The 17,830-nt window shown below is 45.0% G+C and carries 15 protein-coding genes and 1 pseudogene; 6 read left to right on the forward strand and 10 right to left on the reverse strand.

All coding sequences use genetic code 11. The features are described from left to right. The first annotated feature begins 9 nt into the window (after nucleotides 1-9). From AC23ME_RS04860 to AC23ME_RS04880, 5 genes and pseudogenes are all read left to right on the forward strand, one after another. Complete coding sequence (locus tag AC23ME_RS04860) at nucleotides 10-1,800, forward strand: heavy metal translocating P-type ATPase (RefSeq protein WP_487726615.1); 1,791 nt, start codon at nucleotides 10-12, stop codon at nucleotides 1,798-1,800. Nucleotides 1,801-1,808: 8 nt separating this feature from the next. Continuing rightward, the gene (locus tag AC23ME_RS04865) at nucleotides 1,809-2,168 is read left to right on the forward strand and encodes a hypothetical protein (RefSeq protein WP_487726616.1); all 360 of its coding nucleotides are present in this window, start codon (nucleotides 1,809-1,811) and stop codon (nucleotides 2,166-2,168) included. 196 nt (nucleotides 2,169-2,364) lie between these two features. Next, nucleotides 2,365-3,042, forward strand: a pseudogene (locus AC23ME_RS04870) (RteC domain-containing protein). Nucleotides 3,043-3,366: 324 nt separating this feature from the next. Continuing rightward, on the forward strand, nucleotides 3,367-3,885 hold the full coding sequence (locus tag AC23ME_RS04875; RefSeq protein WP_487726617.1) for an IS110 family transposase: 519 nt from the start codon (nucleotides 3,367-3,369) through the stop codon (nucleotides 3,883-3,885). Between the two features lie 112 nt (nucleotides 3,886-3,997). Then, nucleotides 3,998-4,441, forward strand: a complete 444-nt coding sequence (locus tag AC23ME_RS04880; RefSeq protein WP_487726618.1) for a transposase — start codon at nucleotides 3,998-4,000, stop codon at nucleotides 4,439-4,441. 142 nt (nucleotides 4,442-4,583) lie between these two features. On the opposite strand, the gene AC23ME_RS04885 is transcribed toward AC23ME_RS04880, so the two are convergent. From AC23ME_RS04885 to AC23ME_RS04905, 5 genes are all read right to left on the reverse strand, one after another. Beyond that, nucleotides 4,584-5,132, reverse strand: coding sequence for a hypothetical protein (locus AC23ME_RS04885; RefSeq protein WP_487726619.1), 549 nt, complete (start codon nucleotides 5,130-5,132; stop codon nucleotides 4,584-4,586). Continuing rightward, entirely contained in the window at nucleotides 5,122-5,673 is a 552-nt protein-coding gene (locus AC23ME_RS04890) for a GNAT family N-acetyltransferase (protein ID WP_487726620.1), read from the reverse strand. Before AC23ME_RS04890 ends, AC23ME_RS04885 begins: the two co-directional genes overlap by 11 nt. A 108-nt stretch (nucleotides 5,674-5,781) precedes the next feature. Further along, nucleotides 5,782-7,296 (reverse strand): RagB/SusD family nutrient uptake outer membrane protein, encoded by a 1,515-nt coding sequence (locus AC23ME_RS04895; protein WP_487726621.1) that lies wholly within the window; start codon nucleotides 7,294-7,296, stop codon nucleotides 5,782-5,784. Nucleotides 7,297-7,300: 4 nt separating this feature from the next. Next, on the reverse strand, nucleotides 7,301-10,453 hold the full coding sequence (locus AC23ME_RS04900; RefSeq protein WP_487726622.1) for a SusC/RagA family TonB-linked outer membrane protein: 3,153 nt from the start codon (nucleotides 10,451-10,453) through the stop codon (nucleotides 7,301-7,303). Nucleotides 10,454-10,625: 172 nt separating this feature from the next. Then, nucleotides 10,626-11,363 carry a transthyretin-like family protein gene (locus AC23ME_RS04905; protein ID WP_487726623.1) on the reverse strand — a complete coding sequence of 246 codons (738 nt, stop codon included), beginning with the start codon at nucleotides 11,361-11,363 and terminating at the stop codon, nucleotides 10,626-10,628. A 257-nt stretch (nucleotides 11,364-11,620) separates the two neighbouring features. Between AC23ME_RS04905 and AC23ME_RS04910 the strand changes: the two genes are divergently transcribed. After that, nucleotides 11,621-12,880 carry an OmpA family protein gene (locus AC23ME_RS04910; protein ID WP_487726624.1) on the forward strand — a complete coding sequence of 420 codons (1,260 nt, stop codon included), beginning with the start codon at nucleotides 11,621-11,623 and terminating at the stop codon, nucleotides 12,878-12,880. Between the two features lie 46 nt (nucleotides 12,881-12,926). Here AC23ME_RS04910 and AC23ME_RS04915 read toward each other — a convergent pair whose 3' ends face one another. The 5 genes from AC23ME_RS04915 to AC23ME_RS04935 all read right to left on the reverse strand — a co-directional run bounded on the left by AC23ME_RS04915 (nucleotide 12,927) and on the right by AC23ME_RS04935 (nucleotide 17,829). Next, nucleotides 12,927-13,382 (reverse strand): GyrI-like domain-containing protein, encoded by a 456-nt coding sequence (locus tag AC23ME_RS04915; protein WP_487726625.1) that lies wholly within the window; start codon nucleotides 13,380-13,382, stop codon nucleotides 12,927-12,929. A 168-nt stretch (nucleotides 13,383-13,550) separates the two neighbouring features. Further along, a complete protein-coding gene (locus tag AC23ME_RS04920; RefSeq protein WP_487726626.1) occupies nucleotides 13,551-14,819 on the reverse strand; it encodes a hypothetical protein in 1,269 nt (422 codons plus the stop codon). 250 nt (nucleotides 14,820-15,069) lie between these two features. Continuing rightward, on the reverse strand, nucleotides 15,070-16,389 hold the full coding sequence (locus AC23ME_RS04925; RefSeq protein ID WP_487726627.1) for a serine hydrolase domain-containing protein: 1,320 nt from the start codon (nucleotides 16,387-16,389) through the stop codon (nucleotides 15,070-15,072). Between the two features lie 206 nt (nucleotides 16,390-16,595). Next, the gene (locus tag AC23ME_RS04930; protein ID WP_487726628.1) at nucleotides 16,596-16,772 is read right to left on the reverse strand and encodes a histone H1; all 177 of its coding nucleotides are present in this window, start codon (nucleotides 16,770-16,772) and stop codon (nucleotides 16,596-16,598) included. A gap of 61 nt (nucleotides 16,773-16,833) precedes the next feature. Further along, nucleotides 16,834-17,829, reverse strand: coding sequence for a hypothetical protein (locus AC23ME_RS04935; protein ID WP_487726629.1), 996 nt, complete (start codon nucleotides 17,827-17,829; stop codon nucleotides 16,834-16,836). Nucleotide 17,830: the final 1 nt, after the last annotated feature.

Consider the following 17,830-nt stretch of genomic DNA (forward strand, 5'->3'; position numbering starts at 1 on the left):
ATTATAAAAATGAAAAATATATATAAATTCATTATCGTTCTCAGCATTGCCTTAGTGGCACTTGTTCTGGAATTTATCCTGAAAGAACCGCATTATGCTAAAATCTTAATTACGGCAACCGGCATTTTGATGTCCATTGTTCTTCTTAAAGGAATGATCGATGTGATTCGTTCCGGGAATTTTGGAGTGGATATTTTGGCGATTTCTGCCATTGCAGCAACCTTAGCCGTTGGTAATTACTGGGCGGCACTCATTATACTGATAATGATTACCGGAGGTGATTCGTTGGAAGATTACGCTCAGAAGAAAGCCCGAAAAGATTTAAAATCACTGCTCGATAACACCCCCCGAATTGCCCATAAAAAAACAGGTGACGATTTAGAAGATGTTCCGGTGGATGATATTAAAATCGGCGACCTTATCATCGTAAAACCCAAGGAAATTATTCCCGTGGACGGAATTTTACTGTGTGAAGATGTGCTGCTGGATGAATCTTCGCTCACAGGCGAATCAAAACCGGTCAACAAAACAAAAGGAAACAGCCTATGGTCGGGTTCGGTGAATGGTTCGGGAGCCATTACCATTCAGGTTTCCAAACTCGCCAAAGACAGCCAGTACCAGCAGCTCGTGCAGTTGGTTCATCATTCCGAAAAAGAGCCTGCTCATTTTGTACGAATGGCGGATCGATACGCTTTGCCTTTTACCATCGTTGCCTTTTTGATTGCTGGAATTGCTTATTTGATTACCAAAGATCCTAATCGCATTGCTGAAGTTTTGGTGGTGGCTTCACCCTGCCCATTAATTCTTGCAGCTCCCATTGCCTTGATCGCAGGGATGAGCCGTTCCAGCAGAAATGGCGTGGTGATAAAATCCGGAACCGTCATCGAAAAGCTGGACAGAATGAAAGCCATTGCCTTCGATAAAACCGGAACCTTAACCAAAGGCGATCTTATCGTGGACAACATCAACCCGGAAAATCCTTATTCGAAAGACGAACTGATTGATTTTGTAGCCAGCGTGGAACAGCAATCTTCCCACGTTTTGGCGGTTTCGGTGATGAAATATATCGGCGATAAAACGATTCTTCTGGCAACAGATTTAAAGGAAATAGAAGGAAATGGTATTGAAGGAAAAGTTGATGGCAAACTGGTGAAAGTAGGTAAACTGAGTTTTGTAACGGCTGAACCCATTCAAATTAAAACGGAAAAAACCTCGTTGTTTGTTTCGGTGAATGACAAATATGTTGGGGAAATCACCTTTATCGATGAGGTGCGTCCCGAAGCCCGGCAAACCATTGCCCAATTACTAAAAATGGGTATCCAAAAAATTATGATGATTTCCGGCGATAAACAAAGTATTTCTGAAAACATTGCCAAAGAAATTGGCATTACGGAAGTGCACGGTGGCTGTTTGCCTCAAGACAAACTAAAAATCCTGAAAAGTATGCCCGACGAATTTCGCCCGGTTGTAATGGTGGGTGATGGCGTGAACGATGCACCGTCGTTAACCGTTGCCGATGTAGGCATTGCGATGGGTGCTAAAGGTTCGAGTGCCGCCAGCGATTCGGCTGATGTGGTGATTTTAAGAGACAATCTGCAAAAAGTGAGTGATACTATTCTCATTTCCAAAGAAACGATGAAGATTGCCCGTCAATCCGTTTTCATTGGCATTGCCGTTTGTACCGTGCTGATGCTGATTGCAGCCTTCGGTGTTTTACCGGCATTGATTGGTGCAGGATTGCAGGAAGTGGTGGATGTGATTTCCATTACCTCGGCATTAAGGGCTTTGAAGGACAGGTAAAATAAACTATGGATGGGCAACTAAAAATCAGAAACGTATATCTATCAGATTTACACTTTATACGTTCCATATACAACGAAGCGAACGGTAATGCTGCTGCTTTGACAGAAGCATTTGGTTTGCCCTTGGCGTTGGTCGATTGCCAAAAACAGGTAATCGGCTATGCCTCCGTGGTGTTTAATTCGTCCAATGAACCGGAAATAAAACAGTTATTCAAAAAAGGTTTTGAGCAGAAAGAAATCGGAGAAACAATGAATAAATATGCAGAAAAAGTCTTACGGTCAATGTTGGAAGATAATGGACAGAACTATTCAGGCATTAGGAGATACATTGAGCGGTTTGTCGATTGGTTAAGGTGGTGCGTTTGACAGCACTGACAATTTTCAAAATGCAAACCTATAATGGTAATAAAAAATGGAAGTATATTACAATGAAACACGCAGTAAGTTGGAAAGGGAAATCGCCGCAATTGAGCTTGATATTGACAATCCCTTACAACGCATAGAAGTTATTATACCTCTAATTGTGCAATGCTTGTCGGAAATGAAAGAATTTGTTTTAAAAATGGGTTTCAATGACAAAGACAATGAAATTCGTTTTTTCAAATATCAAAAACCTGCCATTGTTGCGAAACTCATCTTTTACAATGCAATTTATAAGATAGAGGCAAAAAATCCATTCGGAGGAAAAGAAGTTGTAGAAAACTACCTCAACAAATAAATGTCGGAACTCAAAAGGTTTTATGACCGAAATATTGAGTTCTGCAAATATTACAGAACCGACAGTACCTATCTTGATTGCAAATATTTTGTTCGTGGACAGCACGACATCAAGTTAAGTTTAGATACCGTATATTTTGAAACAGACCATCGGTTCTCTACTTCCCACGATTATAAAGTAGCGAAAATTATAGCGAATGACCGGATACAGGTCTATCTTGAAGACCAGCTACATAACTATCAGAATAGAAAGTCGTTTGCTAATTCGCCCTTAAATTGGACGGGAACTAAAGCGGCAGCGACCGAATTGATTTACGCAGTGCATTCGCAAGGTGTATTTAACAATGGGAATACAGAAATTATTACCATTGTTAGATTTTTTGAAAACCATTTTAATATTGACTTGGGCGATTTTTACCATACATTTTTAGAACTCAAGTCCCGAAAAATGAACCGCACAAAATTCCTTGACAGCCTGCGTGATGCCCTGATTAAGAGAATGGACGAACAGGACGAGCGGTAGTAGGTAAATTAAACGCTAACGCCTCTTTTATCTGATTTCCTTGTATCCGCAGAATTATTGAAACCTCTCAGGAAGGACCTATTAGGAGCACGAATGGGGCATCGAAAATTGTCAGTGCGGTTGGGAGGACTTATAAACAGCTAAGGTATGACCTAACAAAAAGCTAAAGTCCCAACCGTAAACAGGTGGATGCGTTCTCATTCCGCGAAATGCTCAAAAGAAAGGTAATTAGTTACTATTGAGAAAGTATGTTCTCGTAGCGGCTAATCATAAATGGGAATCTTTTACTTCGATTGACCGATTATTAGGGCACACAATAGGAAAATGAAGAAATTAAAAAACTGGCGATTTGACCATTTCTTTGGTGTTGATGTTTCAAAAAATGATTTAGATATCACCATCATGTTTAGCAGGACAGTGCTGGCACACTATAAAATTGGTAATAACACATACGAAATCCAAAATTTCATCAAGGATGCTAAAAAGGAACACGGTGTTATTATCCGTAGTTCCGTCTTCGGAATGGAACAGACGGGTATCTACTGTAATCATCTTCTGACGGTTCTGGAAAAAATCAAAGCAAACGTTATAGTTCAAAATGCTCTGTACATCAAAAATTCTTTGGGAACGGTCAGGGGAAAAAATGATAAACTAGATTCCCAAAGGATTGCCGGATACCTTGTCAAAAGTAGGGATGAACTTCCGTTGAGGAAGGTAAAACGTCCGATAATATTGGCGTTGACGAGATTAACTGCTTTAAGGGAAAGACTCATTACAGTACAGAAATCCTTAAGGACACCTTTAGTTGAAGAAGACCTCTTTTATACAAAAGACTGCTTCTGATATGAACAAAAAGTTATGTGAGGGAACGTTGTTATCACTGTGTAGTGATATCTTACGTGTTGATAGTTACATCAGACAGCTCTGGACATCAGACAAAAAGCTTAATAGGCTCATGACTATAATCACTTCGATAAAGGGTGTTGGACATGTTACAGCCTTAAAAATTATACTAACGACCAATGAGTTCATCGACATCGACGACCACAAAAAATTCGCATGCTACTGTGGTGTAGCGCCTTTCGAACATCGATCGGGTACTTCAATTAGATTAAGGACAAGGGTATCGCAGCATTCGAATCGACAGATGAAGTCACTGATGCATACCTGTGCCGTTTCAGCAAAACGGTTTGACCCCGAACTCGCGAGTTATTTCCATCGGAGAACAGAGATTGATGGCAAACCAAAAATGAGTGTCATCAATGCTATACGTTTTAAAATGCTGGCAAGGATTTTTACCTGTGTTAGAGAGGATCGATTGTTTCAGCTAGATTACAAGTCAACGAAGCTGACTTTGGAGAATGCTGGGGGCGAATGTAGATCATGTATTGGTATCTAAACATATAAGCTGTCTATTGGATAAAAATCTATCCATAAGTTATCTATATGCTAATTCGTCAATCGTTTTTTTTAGATGATTGTACGATTGCAGGATTAGTTATTTCGTTGATCGCTCAGGGGCGTATTTCAAATTGGGTTAATTATTCCAAGAATGTCATGTAGTTCAGTGTCTTGACCTTCAGGCGTTGTGCAAGATATGGACTTGCCTCACATAGTTCCTTATAGATAAGATGGGACTCCTGTAGATAATCCAATTTCCTATCTTGATCCCAATAAAATGGAGGTGCAAACAGGTTACAGATACGGTCCGCCATCTTTACTGCCCATATTTCTTTCGGCTGTTGTTTAATGCGCTGGAGGCTGTCAAGCATTTGCCCCATCTTGTCGTTAATGGTCAGGTCCTTGGTCAGGGCGGCTACTCCTGCGGCGACGGCCGAACCGTAGGTCTTGTTGATCTGAAAAAGCGTAAAGTTCGTATCTTCAACCGCATCATGCAACAGACCACATTTGAGCATCAAATCTTTATCCAATTCGGGAGAATGTTCCGAGGCATAGGATAGTTCAAAAACTACGCTGCCGATGTGGTTAATATATTCGACCTGTTCGTCCTGGTTTCTACCCCCGTATTTCTTACCATCATGGAGTTGGGATACCAACTGCCACAATTGCTGAAGTTCGTCAATTTCCATACGTAGTGATATCAAATTTTAACAAACCATAAACGAATGAATCCTCCAAAAGTCCATTCTTGAAGTAATGTCCCCTTAGCACGCCTTCTTTCCTGAACTTAAATTTCTTGACAAGGTTTTGCGAAGCATAGTTGACCGGACTGATGAACGCTTCGATCCGGTTCAAATTCATTTCCGCAAAACCATATGCCAGTATCCTTTCTAGTGCTTCTGACATTAGCCCCTTATTCCGGTCAGCCTGATTGGTCAGGGCATATCCAATCTCCGCCCTGCAGTGATCGGTGTACCAGTTATGATACCCGCACCATCCGATGTTCCGCAGAGATTGTCGATCAAGGAGTTGAAAGACCAATAGTTTTTTGTTGTAAGTGGCATATCCCTGCTGTTGTTTCCGTTTTTCCAACGCCAGCTGCTCTGCGCTGCCAATGTTGAGGAGATCCATAATCTCCTTATCGGGGAGGGTTTGAATGATCAGGTCATAGTCATAGTCCGTAAGACGTCTGAGTTGTAGACGATCCGTTTGCAAAGTAAGTAGGTCCATTGTCCGATTTAAATATTGCTTGTTAAAGATTTATCATGCTGCTGATGCTACACATTCAGTGATAGATTAAAAAAGACCAACTGTCGTTAAGACAGTTGGTCGAAAAAGTTATGGGTTTTGAGGTCCTATGTTCGGATTGGCATCAATTTCTGCCCTAGGGATCAAAAATTGCCATTTCACGTCACCTGCGGGAATAAGTAATACGTTGGACACCGAAGTGGCCGTAAAATTAGGCACGACTGTTCTGTCCAAAGGCTGGTTCAATCTTTTCAGATCGAGATACCTGAATCCCTCTCCCCAAAGTTCGATCCTTCTGTTGAAAAGGATTTCGTTGATCAGGGCAGTTCCCGTATTGGTACTCTTGACGGCGCTGGCATCCCTTTTTGATACTAGGACAAAAAGTGCATCTTGCGCTAACGCATCCTGTGGCGTGGTAGATTTGGCGTAGGCTTCTGCCAAGATCAGGTGCATTTCCGAACTTCGTAGCAAAGGCACATCTCCCAAAGAAGGATCCCCAACGTTTTTAACAGAAAACTTCCTGCTCATATAGGGAACTCTGCTAAAGGCGGTAGAAGGCAGGGGAAAGTTAGCTGCAGTTGGCGCGGCCTCCCACATCTTTTTCCTTACATCGGTTGTGGGTATCTGGTCATACAATGCCTTATTGATCAATTTTGGTGTTCCACGCTGGTAGGAGGTATTGGCATTATAGGCAATCTGCGCGAAAAAGGATCCAAAGGTATCGCCCTGCTCTGCATTGGGCATCATGGCCCACATGACCTCAGATAGGTTAGGAGCATTATTGAAACCGCTTTGATAGGCTGCTTGGTCCATTAATGGAAAAGCGCCTCCATCGATCACCTGTTTAGCATAATCAATGGCCATCGGGTAATCTTGCATAGTTAAAGCGACCCTTGCCTTTAACGCCTTGGCTATCCAAATGTTTGAGTGCGACTTGGTCAGCCTGGCCGTCTGGTTAAGCGCAATGGCAGCATCCAGATCCTTATGTATAGCCGTATAGATCTCTTCCACCGAAACCCTTGGTTTCTTTGAGTCGGTAGAATTAAGCAGGAGCGGTACGGCCAGTTGGACATTAGGCTTGCTGCCGGCATCATATCTCTTTCCATAAAGCTGTACCAGATAGGAGTAGGCATAGGCCCTTAACACCAAAACTTCAGCTTTAACCTTTGCCTTTGCTTCTGGTGTTCCCGTTACCTTATCTATGTTGTCAAGGATGTAGTTGGCATTTCCGATGATACGAAAGAAGGTCCTGTAGTAATAAAGGTTGGAGGCATGGGTGTCGGTCCTTGGAGCAATCCAATTTCCCTCACCCGTAGAGGTGAACCAGGTAGCATTGACCTGGTGAAGATCCTCTCCCATAAAGTCCAGTCCCAAAAGGATCCCGCCCACTCCAGGTTTGCCCTGTGCATTGCTGGTGGTTACATCAGTCCTTTGGAACATGTAGCGATAAATACCGTTGAGAACGGTATTTGCATTCTCAACACTGGTAAACACCGCATCGGCTTTCACCTTGTCGGTAGGAGAAATATCCAGATAATCTTTTTTGCAACTGCTGACAGCTGCTAGACATATGAAAATGCCCGAATATAATAAAGTCTTTTTCATTTGCTTATAATGATAGGTTGATACCAAAATTCAATATCCTGCTTGGCAGATAGGTGCTGCTATTTACACCATCGAAAGCCTCCCTTGGATCCAATCCTTTACGTTTGGAGAACAGCAACAGATTCTCTCCAGAAATAAATATCCTGGCGCTGTTGACATCGATCTTGCCCAACCATTTGCTAGGCAGTTTATAAGATAGGTTGACATTGGTCAGGCTCAGATAGGAAGCATCGATCAGCCACCTGCTCGAAGCAGCATTGATATTGGTCGTGTTGCCAATATCGAGACGTGGAATATGGCTTGATTTGTTTGTGGTAGACCATGAATCCAGCGCATCCTTGTGTAGTGCAGCACCATAGGATAGGCTCATCAATCCCTGATAGTTGCTGTCGTAGAATTTCCCCCCGATCTGGTAGTTGACCAAGAATGATAACGATAGGTCCTTATAGCTAAAGGTATTAGATACCGATCCGGTAAGGTCCGGAATAGCTGTTCCCGAATAGTCAAACTTGGCGTAGGTCTGGTTGGTGACAAATTGTTGGCCATTTACGGTACGGATATTGGCAGCTGGTGTTCCCTCTGCTGGTAGATAAAGTGCTGCCCCATCTGAAGGGTCAACTCCAGCATATTGCCTTAACCAATAGGCATAAAAATCCTTGCCTACCTCTCTTTTTTTTGTTCCAGATATGATCGTTGGCGTTTCATTCGGCATTTTGGTAATCTCATTTTTGAAAATAGTCCAGTTGGTCACCAAGTCCCAGCTGAAATTCTTAGCCTTGATCAATTGGCTGCCCAACTGTAGCTCGAACCCTCTATTTTCCATCGAGCCGATATTGGCTAGTTTTGACGTTACGGGATCTGATTGTGGCAATGGTAAACTAAAGATCAATTGACCCGAGCCACGTTTGAAATATTCGAATTCTCCGTAAAGCTTGCGTTTGAAAAGGGAGAAGGTCAAACCTAGATTGGTCGTTTTGGAGGTCTCCCATTTCAGGTCCGGCGTTGCCATAGAGCTCAACAATACACCGCCCTCCGAATTATTGTTCCAGCCCAAGTCGAAATAGGCGTCATAGGCATAGAAGGATGACAGGGCATTATTTCCAACCTCTCCATAAGATAGTTTCAATCTCAGGTCGTCGATCCAGCGCTGCTGTTTGATGAAATCCTCTTTTGATATACTCCAGGAAGCTCCCGCCGAAAAGAAGGTGCCCCATCTGTTGTTTGGATGAAACCTTGAACTTCCATCCCTTCTCAATGAACCTTCGATAAAGTATTTCTCATCGTAGTTATAGGTGGCTTTGGAGAAATAGGATTCTATGGCTTCCCTATTGGTTACCCCGCCAGCGCCAAGGATAGAGACAAAGTTGCCAAGATCCTTGATTCCCAAGGCCACGATCCCAGCTCTGGAAACACTGAAGTTACTTGCATTATAATCATAGTTTTCGTGACCAAGCGTTAGTGCAAAGGCATTTTTGCCGATCGTTTTATTATAGTTTAGGATCTGGTTAAAGGTATACGACCTGGTCGTCGTTCCGGTATTGGCACCATAGCCGGCATAAGATACACCATCGCCGACCAAAGGACTCCAGAAGACATCTGCCCTGTTGTTCCTGATGTCAATATTGATCGAAGGGGTGAAAGTGAAATCCTTGAGGAAACGGATCTCCAAATAGCCCCGACCTCCGACATTGTTCCTTTTGGATAGATTGTCATTCAACAGCGTCTCATAATAGACATGACGTCCTGGAGAAGCTCCCTGAGGACGATTTACTGCTCCGGGATGTAGGCCATAATCGAACCAGTTCATACCTTGTAAACTATCATAGATCAGGTTTCCAGCAGCATCCCTCGCATGCACAGGATAGATAGGTCCCATAGATCTGGTGAAGCTGAAAGCATTAACGAAACTGTTGGCGCTACCAGTTGAACTGTCGTAGGCATTGTTGAGGTTAGCTAATGAGGCGGACAGGTTGAATCCCGTCTTGAGCCAAGGCTTGAGCTGCGAATTGGCGTTGATCCTTGCCGTAAACCTTTTGATGTCGGATTTGATGATATAGCCCATATCATTCAGGTAGCCCAGCGAAACATAGTAATCTGACTTCTCATTTCTGCCAGAGAAACTCAGGTTGGCATCTGTTCTTTTTCCAGTTCTTTCCAAGGGTGCAAACCAGTCGAAATCGTCATAGAGCAAACTTGCATTTGGGTTGATCTTCCCGTCAGTGCCAACGATCGCATTGTTGGGAACGTTGAAGGGGTTATAGACCAATTGCGTGCGAATGTTATTGGTCGCATTCTGTGCGGCGGTAGCTTCTGGCTGCGCGGGTGAAGCCGAAAACATATAGTTGTTCTTCAATGCCAACCAGAATGCGGGATAATATTCAAAGGCGTTCAGTCTTTCATATTCTGGAATAGACCTTTCTGCAAATCCCTGGTTGACCGCGACATTCAATTGCGAAGCACCCGTCTTACCTCTTTTGGTAGTGATGATGACCACGCCATTGGCCGCCCTGGCACCATAAAGTGCAGAGGAAGAGGCATCCTTGAGAATGGATACATTATCGATATCATTTACATTGATATCTCCAATGCTACCATCATACTGGGAACCATCCAAAATGATCAGCGGCTCGCTCGACGCGGCGAAGGATCCAAAGCCCCTCAGGCGAATGGATACGCCGGTTCCAGGTTGTCCATTGCCCGACGAGGTACTGATACCTGGTGATGCTCCGGTCAGGAGCTGTGTGGCATTGGTCACTGTCCTTTTTTCAATCTCAGCCGTGCCGATTGTGGCCACGGATCCGGTAATGGCCTGTTTCTTCTGTGTGCCATAGGCAACCACCATCACTTCGCTCAGGCTCTTCACGTCCGATTCGAGTGAAGTGTTGATTGTGGTAGCGTTGCCTATAGCGATATTTTTCTTCACAAAACCGATCGAGAAAAATTCAAGGGACTTTGCCTCTGGGCCGATCCCAAGGACGAATTTTCCATCAGTACCGGTTTGGGTGCCGACATTAGTTCCGGTGACGCGTACTGACGCTCCGGGAATTGGTTTTCCATCTTCCTGGGAAGTTACCGTGCCGGTAATCGTTCGCTGCTGGGCGAACAGGGCAAGGCAACATGTAGTCAGTACCATCAATAACAGTAATCTTTTTTTCATGTTCTTGATTAAAATTTTTATGGTTAATTAATCCCGAAAATTAGGATGTGCCGAAAAACTAAAATGTTCTCACACCACCTTTTTCAAGGTTTTAAGAGGTATAAAAACCTAAAAAGCCCCACCTAGATCTGGTGGGGCTTTATCGCATGAGTATAGATTTGAGGTTCGATCACTATTCCTTGATATCCAATGTCAGGCAGTTTTTACAGAAGTCACTCGAAGGGTTGAAATCAACAGTGACACTGTTACCATAGGAGCCGGTGTCAGATAGTCTTATTTTCATGGTCTTTTGGGGCTGGCCAGGGGGCGAATAGACCGCCGAGACGAGATAACGTCCAATCGGCACTTCTATTTTTTGGCTGTTGGGTACCTTGATCGTCAGGGTACTGCCGGTACTGCCATCAATCAGGGCACCTTGGGGTACCATGGTAAGGGTTACATTGGTGTAGTCATAGAAGGCACCAGGCTCTGAAGCTACGGTGACCTGTCCACCATAGATCCCGGTAGACCTTCCTACCTGAGGACCGGTCAGCTTCCAGGTGAAGTTTCTTACCGCACCATCTGCGGGAAAGAAATCATCCGTCGACTCGGGATGTAGGTCCATCGTATAGCGCTTACCGTTATAATCCTTTTGGATAGAGGCATAGGTATAGAAAGCATCGCTGCCCAAACCTGCCAATTTTCTGTTATAGGTCCCATCTGTACCTGTGGTTGCCACTGTATTCTCATTATACCAGATCACGCTTGACATCACGATCCTCGCTCCGGCAACCGGCCTGCCATCGGCAGTCATCACCTTTCCCTTTACCATATCCGCGCTCGGCTTGTCAATTTCTCCAGACTGATCTTTTTTACAGGCAAGCAGTAGTAGCGGGATTGCCAGCCATAGGTTCATTCTATTTGTTCTCATTTATTCTACTTATGAATTAATTTCCAAAGCTCCCAAAATGATCAGGCTGGATTTCTTCCTGTCGACAGACGGCCAGGTTTTCCAGTCAGATTACATTGATTGGTCGGCAATCTGCGAGTACTTCTATTCTGAATGTCGGTTAAGATACGGGTATAAGTTGTCGGTCGTCAAAAAGCTACAGTCCGTCTGCTGTCCTTTTACAACACGGCCGGTCTGGCAAACTTTGCCATTCACATTTTAAAGCAAATCAATTCGTAATGAAAATCAAGGTAGTTATACTCACACTGCTGGTGACCAGTATCGTGTCAAGCGGGGCGCTGGCCCAGGGCTTTTTAAAGAAACTGGCGAACAAAGCATCAAATGCCGGTAGCGATCTGATCGTCAAGAAAACTGGAGAACAGGCCGAGAAGGCTATTGATGGAAAAAAGACCAAAGATGTCAAGGAAGAAAAGAAGACCGAAGCGATTTCGGAAAGCAATTCCAGCGGATCTGTTACAGCATATTCAAAGTTCGATTTTGTACCGGGTAACCAGATCCTCCTATTGGAGGATTTTGAGCAGGATGCCATCGGTGAATTTCCACTTAAATGGTTTACCAAAGGGGGCGGCGAGATCGTCACCTTAAAAGATCTTCCGGGAAAATGGCTGGCTACTACGGGCGGGGCGGCTTTGTCGCCGATCATCAGGTTCCCTGAAAATTTTACCGTAGAGTTCGATGTATTCCTGAACATCAGTGCCAATAGCAGCAGTGTACTCCCTGGCCTGAGTTTCCAGTTCTTTGACGGAGGGGAGAAGCTCAAGCGTCTGGATGCCTATAACTATCCGTTGAACAATATCATGATGTTCTCTAACTCGTTCAACTACCAAAGGGTCATCGCCAGGTTGGATTCTAGGGAGAAGGGAAAGGTCAAGTTGCTGTCCGACCCGGTTTCCCTTGCTGGTTTCCAACGCAACTACGGCAGCGTAGTCCATGTGTCCATGGCCGTGCAGAAGGAGCGGGTCCGTTTGTGGTACAACGAACAAAAGGTCATGGATATTCCGATAGCGGTAGCACTGAACCATAACTTCAATCAAATGTATATCTTGGGAAATAAAAAGGCGGACGGTTCGCCTGGATTTTATTTTTCCAACCTCAAGATTGCCCACGGTGATCCGGATCTTAGGCAGAAACTGGAGCAGGGCAAATTCGTCACCAGCGATATCCTGTTCGATTCCAATTCCGCTCAGATCAAGCCCTCTTCCTACGGGCTGTTAAAGCAATTGGCGCAGGCGCTAAAAGAGACCCCATCTAAATTCAAGATCGTTGGGCATACGGATAACGTTGGTGGGACGACTGACAACCTTTCATTATCGAAAAGACGTGCCGAAGCCGTTCGGGAACTGTTGGTAAGGGAATTTGGGATAGACGGTGGGCGTTTGCAGACCGACGGTAAGGGCGCACTACAACCTGTGGCCGATAACAAGAGCGGGATTGGGCGCGCCCAGAACCGCCGGGTGGAGTTTATCAAATCTTCATAAGTCAAAAAAAAGCCATTTCGCAAGAGATGGCTTTTTTTTGTCCCGTCTAACGGACCGAAATAAAGATGTCTACTTCAGCATTACTGGGATCCAAGCTTCTGTGGTCATAGACCTCAAAGTCTGCTGCGAACGATCTGTCATGGGATGACTGCCAGATCTCCGTCCATTGGCCATAGACCAATCCCTCGTTCAAGTTGCCCTTCAACGGATATTGTTGGTACTGGCCAGCGCCGATGGTCAATCCTGTCATGCCCTCGGGAACTTCGTTCAGGTTTTCGACCCTGCAGCCCAAGACTGTGGTGTAGGGGCGGGTATGATCTTTCTCGTAATCGGTATAGATACAATACAAGGTATCATCCTGTCTATTGGGGATTTTCTCTAGTGCGCCACTTGTAAAGAACTGGTTCCATAGTTCAGGGATATCTTTTGTTGCCCTACCATCTTCATTACTGGTACGTACGGACAAGCCAATGACCTGGAAACTTTCTAACTGTTTTTTCATTTCTGTTTTTATTTCTACAAATTTTAAAATTAAGGATGTCAGCCCTATGGCAGCCGCCCAAAAAAAATAGGACAAATGTCATAGGTGTTATAAAATAAAGGTCCCTCGTTATTAAGAGGGACCATGTTTCAATGTAGTTCAGTATCGATATATAGGGAGTGATGCTTACTACCTTTTCTTATATCTGAATTTAGCATAGAATTTTTCAGCCTTTCCGTAGCAATATGGCGAACCCTGTGTTTTCAGTTTAAGGTTACCGCTCATGGCTCCAGTAATCAGTCCATTCTTTTCTTCCAATAATACTACTACTCCCGAGGTATATTCCTCGCCATTGGGAATACATTCCGTATATGCACTAGAGTAATAGGGTTGGAATTCATACGAAAAGGACACCCGAACCTTATCTCCAAAAGGTTTGTTTCCCAAGGCTTGGTCAGGCAACTCTATATGAAGCCTGCTACCTGAATGTCCACGAAAGTTTGCGATCAAAGCGTCTCCTCCATAAACCTCTACTCCCGCATTACCGTCTACTCGCCCCGACTGTCCCTCAATGGTGGTGTAGCTATATTCCTCGGACAATAGCGTGAGTCTTTGCCGCGCAGTGTGTTCCTTTCCCGATCCGTCCAATGGATATAATACGACTTCAATACTGTGTCCGGTCATTCTTGCGGGATAGCTGCTTGGTGCTTTGAAGGTAGCGCTTAACTTGTCTGTGCTTACCGTTAAAGTTCCACGGTCTTCAGTACTGGTACCATAGAATCTCCATTCCTTTACCTTACTGTTATCGAATTTAACGTGTTTACCCAATAGGTCATCCACATCCGGTCCATCAACCGTTGGAAGAAAATAGAGCTGCAGCTGTGTGGTTTCCCCTTTTTCCAAGTCCGTATTGCCGTCCACATAGATAGAGAGCTTGGAAACGACAACCCAATCACTAAAGTGACGCGTTTTGGCGGTTACGGTATAATTGTTCCTGTTGACTACCGAGTTATCCACCACATGCCAATACCCTTTTTTATCCTGATAGCAAAGTCCTACCATGGGTAGCACCATGTTGATGGCGTCATCGTAGGGCAGTGTGATTTCTACATCTTTCTTGAATGTGACATTTTCCGGTAACAGGCGGTACACCGGGCTGGCCGCACCATTGGGCAACGTATTGGATACTTCCTGCACACTAAAGTTCACATCACCGTCCACCGCACCGGCCGGAATTGTGAGTTTGAATGAAGTGTTGGGAATAGTCAGTTCCCCTCCATTGGCTCCAATAGTTTTTGCCGTTACTTCACCCTTAGGCTCGCCATGTTCTACACGGATGGCGCCAGGGATACTGGGTTCCTCGGGGTTGTCCGGTTGATTGCCACCTTTTTTCTTGCACGCTTGTAGCGCGGTGCACACTATCAACAGCATGCAGATCCATTTTCTCTTATTTATCATATTGTATTTTATTAAATCATCATTTTGAGGCTGCAAAGGGCGTCCACTGCAGCACACAACCCCGCAAAGTTCACTCTCGAGAGATTGGTTTGCCTGAAATGTCGACGGAAGAAGTTAATGTGAAGATGTAAAGTTTGCTTGTGTAGATAGAATGCATTTAGGAATTCTACAAGACGTTTACTTACAACACAAAGGGAACGGTAATTCTATTCACCGCTCCCTTTGTTAATATGATATGGATATTCCTAAATTATTTTCTGGTGAACAGGTACTTTTTCCCTTGGGTCATGATCAAGCTTCCATTTGTAGGCTGGAATTCCATGCTGATGTTCGCTTTTTCAAAACCGAACTTATTATTGCCAGTCGGTAGGAGCTCAAAGGCGGACTGTCCGGTTGCCTTGGCCACCAGTACGTTGCCTTTTTTGGTGACGGTCAGCTCCTGGGGAAGCTCTTTGCTGGCATAAACCCCGAGGTACTTGTCAAGATCATGGGTGGTCAGGGAAGGAGGGTTGAAGTCTGGCAATTGGAAGGGGCGCTGGAATGCTGCGTTCAACAGAACCATGGCGATATCATTGGTATTGATATTGACGCCATTGGCGGTCATAGCAACGGAGACATCACCATCAGCAAAATGATAGAAAAAAGCGGCGAAACCATCAATGTTTCCCCGATGCCCGTATCCCGATTTTTGGTAAAAAGGTACCCTGAACAGTCCCATGCCGTAACCAGATTGTATGGTTTCCATGGCCTTGAGACTTTCTGCAGAAACCAGCTTGCCATGGTATAGCGCACTGGCGAACAAATTCAGGTCGCCCGGGGTAGAAACGATTGTCCCAGCTCCGAGGGGAACGGACATATTGGTTTCGATCTGTTTTTCCCAACTCCCTTTACTACGAATGTAAGAATGGCTTTCGTGCTGTGCGGTATTGGTTGGTCGCCCATAATAGGTGTTTTTCAATCCGATAGGATCGGTAATTTGTTCCTGTAGGATTGCCGGATATCCCTTGCCATGGATCTTTTCAAGGATCATCGAAAGTAATAGGTAATTGCTGTTACTGTAGGCATGTTTTTCCCCAGGACTGAAATCACTAGCACTGAAAGTGACCATCCGGAAAAGTTCAGTTGGGGACAGTCCTTTTGTCCTGATCTTGGGATAGTCCCGGTCTGCGGTGAAATTGGGGATGCCGCTACTGTGGTTGAGCAATTGGGCCATGACGATCTTTTCGGCATTTTTCACCTGCGGAAAATAGGAGGAGAGCGGATCTGTCAATTTCATTTTTCCGGCTTCGATAGCTTTAAAGACCATGACGGCAGTGAACGTCTTGCTAATGGATCCGATGCGGTACCTGGTCTGGGTGTCCGCTGCTTTTTGGCTGGCGATATCGCTGTAGCCTACTGCCTTGGTGTAGGCCACTTTGCCACCGATGGAAATGGCCACGCTGCCCATCAACTTATGGTGTTCATGGAGCATAATGAAATAGGCATCCAGCTTGGTTGCATCGATAGTCTGGGCGAAGCTACCTAGGTTGAGCTGAACCAGTAGGAATAGGGAAAGTAAGGTTTTTTTCATTTTAATCTAGCTGTATCGTAATACCAATCAGGGGATTGGCCAAGCTAATATCCAAGAACTTTTGGTTGCATCTCCATGCGGTCGACGTAAAACATGTTTCTGTCGCTAAACGACTAACAGCAAAAGCAGGGAAGTAGCCAAAAAACGGTGGAACAAAAAAGCCCGGCCTTATGGCCGGGCCTTGACTATCCCAAATCAGTGAAATGCTATTTGGTGTTTTTCTTCTCGGTCACCTCGGTCCTGATCTCCTGGGCAAGCACCTTCAGGTCTTGCATGCCCTTGCGTACACGCGTGCCCGCAGCCCCATTTTCTTTGGTATAGAATTTTTCTGCATCAGCTTCGATCGATGCCACCAGTTCCTTCAGCTTTTGAAATTTTTCCATGTTGATTAAATTTTTGGTCTACTATTTTGACTTTTTGTGCGACTAAAATAAGACTTTCTTCCTAAAGTGCCACCCCCTGGTCCAGCGAATTACGTTTGTCGCCGCTTAGCAGGTTTCCTTTCTGCAAACCCTGCTCTTTGTCCTGTCCAGCAGTTGTCTTTTCGAATTGTTCCCTTTGTTCAGGCGCCCCCTTTTCGTTGTAGAAATTAAGCTTGCCCCATCGCACCGCCGTTTCCAAAAATAGCTTGGTCTCCTGTCCATCCTTGAGTACGGTGATGGACACCCTGTTCCCGTTCTTCAGGTCCTGTTCCAGCTGATCTGCCAACTTGGGGTCGGCCATCTCCTTGATGTCGAATTTATCGAGAGCTTCCCTCAAGGTAAAACCGTAGTTTCCGGTAAACTGTTTATAGTTCAGGTTGTTCTGGCGGTCGCGCTCCCTGTCTGTATCGAGCTGCATCCAAGCCTTGTAGGGAACTCCCTCGCGGCTCAACAGGTCGTCGCGGAATACCGCCCGGCCCTGTACCAGATTGGCGCCCTGTTGACGGTTGAAGCCCTTGCCATGATCCAGATAGAAAGTTTGGGGAAGTGGACGGCCATAGTAGCTGCGCTGAAAGTCCTTTTCCACAAACTTCACTACACCATCCTCCATACTGGCCAGCACCATTTTATCGGCACCGTTCTTTCCCGAAGCCAGTTCCGCATTGCCTTCCTGGAGCCTGAAAAGATCAATGGCTTCCAATAGGTTTTTGGGATTGAGCACCTCGTGCTTCTGTCCTTCGGGCTTGAGTACGATGACCATATATCGATGCCCCTGGGGCAGGGGCTTGCCCTGGTGATGGGCCGCATCGAACTTGTTCAGGTAATAGTAATCGGAGCGGCCCGACTGCTTAAAGTGCAGGGTCAGGTCTACCTGTCCGCGCGTAGCGGCCACGGTATCATATAGCTTGAAGTTCGCTACATCCTTTTTCATCTGCTCCTCCATCTGGTCGATCAGCTCCTGACCAAACCCCAAGGTCGTCATCTCCGCCTTGAGGTCCCTCAAATTGCTCAAATTCATA

The sequence above is a fragment of the Pedobacter sp. T50_32 genome, assembly GCF_057652195.1.

Bases quoted from the DNA above. Each gene is read 5' to 3' on its own strand.
- AC23ME_RS04875 (WP_487726617.1), top strand. From the start codon at position 3,367: ATGAAGAAATTAAAAAACTGGCGATTTGACCATTTCTTTGGTGTTGAT.
- AC23ME_RS04925 (WP_487726627.1), bottom strand. From the start codon at position 16,389: ATGAAAAAAACCTTACTTTCCCTATTCCTACTGGTTCAGCTCAACCTA.
- AC23ME_RS04935 (WP_487726629.1), bottom strand. From the start codon at position 17,829: ATGAATTTGAGCAATTTGAGGGACCTCAAGGCGGAGATGACGACCTTG.
- AC23ME_RS04865 (WP_487726616.1), top strand. From the start codon at position 1,809: ATGGATGGGCAACTAAAAATCAGAAACGTATATCTATCAGATTTACAC.
- AC23ME_RS04890 (WP_487726620.1), bottom strand. From the start codon at position 5,673: ATGGACCTACTTACTTTGCAAACGGATCGTCTACAACTCAGACGTCTT.
- AC23ME_RS04885 (WP_487726619.1), bottom strand. From the start codon at position 5,132: ATGGAAATTGACGAACTTCAGCAATTGTGGCAGTTGGTATCCCAACTC.
- AC23ME_RS04900 (WP_487726622.1), bottom strand. From the start codon at position 10,453: ATGAAAAAAAGATTACTGTTATTGATGGTACTGACTACATGTTGCCTT.
- AC23ME_RS04895 (WP_487726621.1), bottom strand. From the start codon at position 7,296: ATGAAAAAGACTTTATTATATTCGGGCATTTTCATATGTCTAGCAGCT.
- AC23ME_RS04860 (WP_487726615.1), top strand. From the start codon at position 10: ATGAAAAATATATATAAATTCATTATCGTTCTCAGCATTGCCTTAGTG.
- AC23ME_RS04905 (WP_487726623.1), bottom strand. From the start codon at position 11,363: ATGAGAACAAATAGAATGAACCTATGGCTGGCAATCCCGCTACTACTG.
- AC23ME_RS04920 (WP_487726626.1), bottom strand. From the start codon at position 14,819: ATGATAAATAAGAGAAAATGGATCTGCATGCTGTTGATAGTGTGCACC.
- AC23ME_RS04930 (WP_487726628.1), bottom strand. From the start codon at position 16,772: ATGGAAAAATTTCAAAAGCTGAAGGAACTGGTGGCATCGATCGAAGCT.
- AC23ME_RS04915 (WP_487726625.1), bottom strand. From the start codon at position 13,382: ATGAAAAAACAGTTAGAAAGTTTCCAGGTCATTGGCTTGTCCGTACGT.
- AC23ME_RS04880 (WP_487726618.1), top strand. From the start codon at position 3,998: ATGACTATAATCACTTCGATAAAGGGTGTTGGACATGTTACAGCCTTA.
- AC23ME_RS04910 (WP_487726624.1), top strand. From the start codon at position 11,621: ATGAAAATCAAGGTAGTTATACTCACACTGCTGGTGACCAGTATCGTG.